Genomic DNA, 2,969 nt, shown 5'->3' on the forward strand with positions numbered 1-2,969 from the left:
CCAGCGGCAGCGACACGCGGTCCTGCGTGCCCGGCACTGAAACACGGATGCCTGGCCGGAAGGCGGTCGACAGCACGATCTCGCCCTGCGGGTCACTGCCGATCGCCTCGGCGGCGTTCTTGACCAGGTTGAGGAACACCTGGATCAACTGGTCGCGGTTGGCAAACACCGGAGGCAACGAAGGATCATAGTCCTCCAATATCTTGATTCTCTTGGCAAAACCGTTCTTGGCAATGGCCTTCACATGGTCGAGCACGACATGGATGTTGACGGGGTAGCGGTCGATCGGCCGCTCGTCGGAAAACACCTCCATGCGATCGACCAGCGACACGATGCGGTCGGTCTCGTCGGTGATCAGCCGCGTCAGCGCACGGTCTTCGTCGGAAGCCGACAGTTCCAGCAACTGGGCAGCGCCGCGGATGCCGGAGAGCGGGTTCTTGATCTCATGGGCAAGCATCGCGGCCAGGCCGGTGACCGAGCGCGCTGCGCCCCGATGCGTCATCTGCCGGTCGATCTTGTCGGCCATCGACCGTTCCTGGAACATAACCACCACCGAGCCCGGAAATTCCGGTACCGGCGCGACATAGAGATCGACGACCTTCTCGATGCCGAGACGCGGCGACGACACGTCGACGCGATACTCGTTGACCGGTGCCAGGCGCTCGCGCACCTGGTCGACCAGCGTCAGCAGCGGGCTGCCGAAGGGAATGAGTTTTGACAGCGTGTTGCGGGCGAGCATGGTCGCGCTTGAACGAAAGAAGTCCTCCGCGTCGGCGTTGGCAAAGGTGATGAAGCCTTCCTCGCTGATCATGATCACCGGGCGGCGGATGGTGTTGAGTACGATCTGGGCGGCATCCGCCATTTCAGCGCCTTGGCCGGCGGCGGCGTTCATGCGGCACTCCGCAGGGTCAAAGGTTGCGGATCGCGCGAAAACACATCGCGCAGCAAGGCAATGACGCGCGCGGGCTCGAATGCGGTCAGTATGGCCTTTCGGCTGTCGTCGGCTACGCCGCCGGCATGCCGATCAAGATACCAGCCAAGATGCTTGCGCGCCTGGCGCAGGCCGCTTTCGGCGCCGTAGAGCGCCAGCATATCCTCATAGTGGGCCACGATGTAGTCGGCGAGCGCCGTCGGGTTCTGTGGAATATTTGGCGTCGCTTCGCCTGTCGCTGCGGCCGCAACGCCACCTGCGATCCAAGGCGCGCCATAATGGGCACGGCCAATCATCACGGCGTCGGCACCCGATTGATCGAGAATGTCGGCCGCTTCCGCCGGCGAAGAGACGTCACCATTGGCGACGACCGGGATGGACACGGCTTCCTTGACGCGGGCGATGGCGCGCCAGTCGGCCTTGCCCTGATAGAACTGGCAGCGCGTTCGGCCGTGCACGGTCACCATGCTGACACCGGCCTGCTCGGCGCGGCGCGCCAGCATCGGCGCGTTGAGCGCGCCTTCGTCCCAGCCAAGCCGCATCTTGACCGTCACTGGCACCTCGACCGCGCCGACAACGGCGTCGATCAGCGACAGTGCGTGGTCGAGATCCAGCATCAATGCCGAGCCGGCATAACCGCCGGTGACCTTCTTGGCCGGGCATCCCATGTTGATGTCGATAATGTCGGCGCCCTCGCCGGCGGCGATTCTGGCACCTTCGGCCATGTGCATCGCCTCGCGGCCTGCAAGCTGAACCATATGGACGGGCAGGCCGGAGTGGCGTATGCGCAGGTTGAAACCGGCCCTGCCCTTGGCGAGCTCGCCGCTGGCAACCATTTCGGACACGACCAAGCCCGCACCATGCGCGTGGGCACGCTGCCGGAACGGCTCGTCCGTAATGCCCGACATCGGCGCGAGGAACACGCGATTGCGGAGTTTCACGCCGCCGACGTTAAGCGGCGCGGCCAATTTGGTCAAATTAACCATGCACAAAAACCAAGCATCTTCATTCGTTGCACATTCTCTAGCCATATCGGCCGCAATGTGCAACGCGGAATGACGCCACATTAAGGCGCAATCGGAAAAATGCTGGCCTTCGGGACTGGGTGCGGCCAAAGCGCCGCGCGCCCCGTGGGACGCGCAAAGGACGCTTTGGGATTCATATTTGACGCACGATCTTTGCCGAAAACCGATTACACTTTTCGGGATCGTGCGCTAAGCCAATCTGCAATGACTGACGCAAGTGAAAATCACGTTTCGAGTGCGGATGGCAAGGTCGCGGTGGTAATCGTCGCGGCCGGCCGTGGTGCGCGCGCCGGACAGGCCAACGGACCGAAGCAATATCAACACATTGGCGGCTTTGCCGTTATCGCACACACGCTTGACATTTTTCTGGCCCACCCGCGGACCAGCGAGATCGTCGTCGCCATTCATGCCGACGACCATGAACTGTTCCGGCAGGCGGCGGGCACCAACGCCGAGCGCGTTAGCGCCGTTATCGGCGGGGCGACCAGGCAGGAATCCGTCCGGCTCGGCCTGCTTGCCCTTAGAGACCACGCGCCGGGGCAGGTTCTGATCCACGATGCCGTGCGTCCGTTTGTCGATGCGGACCTGATAGATCGCACCATCGCCGCCATCGGCGAGCGCGAGGGCGCATTGCCCGCTTTGCCCGTCGCCGACACGCTGAAGCGCGAGTCGGCCTCCGGCGTGGTTGGCGAAACCGTTTCGCGCAGCGGTCTTCACGCGGCGCAAACGCCGCAGGGCTTTCCGTTCTGGCCCATCCTTGCCGCGCACGAGAAAGCCCATCATCTGGGAAAAATGGATTTTACCGACGATGCCGCGATCGCCGAATGGGCGCATATTCCGGTCAAGATCGTTCCGGGCTCGCCGGACAATGTCAAACTCACCTGGGCACGGGATATTGCCATGGCGGACCAGCGGCTTTCCGGCGAACGTGTGCGCTTTCCCGACATCCGGACCGGCAATGGCTACGACGTCCATGCTTTCGAGCCCGGCGACCATGTTACACTGTGTGGAGT

The 2,969-nt window shown here is 63.2% G+C and carries 3 protein-coding genes; 1 reads left to right on the forward strand and 2 read right to left on the reverse strand.

Annotated features, from left to right (window positions below; translation table 11 throughout):
• The coding region (locus EN994_RS24970; protein WP_127307886.1) for a histidine kinase dimerization/phospho-acceptor domain-containing protein at positions 1 to 892 on the reverse strand (892 nt) is incomplete at its 3' end.
• Positions 889 to 1,917: a tRNA dihydrouridine synthase DusB gene (gene dusB, locus EN994_RS24975; RefSeq protein WP_063168046.1), complete on the reverse strand. Its 1,029-nt coding sequence runs from the start codon at positions 1,915 to 1,917 to the stop codon at positions 889 to 891. The genes dusB and EN994_RS24970, both read right to left, overlap by 4 nt.
• A 243-nt stretch (positions 1,918 to 2,160) precedes the next feature.
• Here dusB and ispD point away from each other — a divergent pair.
• Positions 2,161 to 2,969, forward strand: an 809-nt coding sequence (gene ispD, locus EN994_RS24980) for a 2-C-methyl-D-erythritol 4-phosphate cytidylyltransferase (RefSeq protein WP_127307887.1), incomplete at its 3' end; no start/stop codon positions are given.

It is taken from the genome of Mesorhizobium sp. M7A.F.Ca.CA.002.09.1.1 (genome assembly GCF_003998555.1).
GTDB lineage: Bacteria > Pseudomonadota > Alphaproteobacteria > Rhizobiales > Rhizobiaceae > Mesorhizobium > Mesorhizobium ciceri.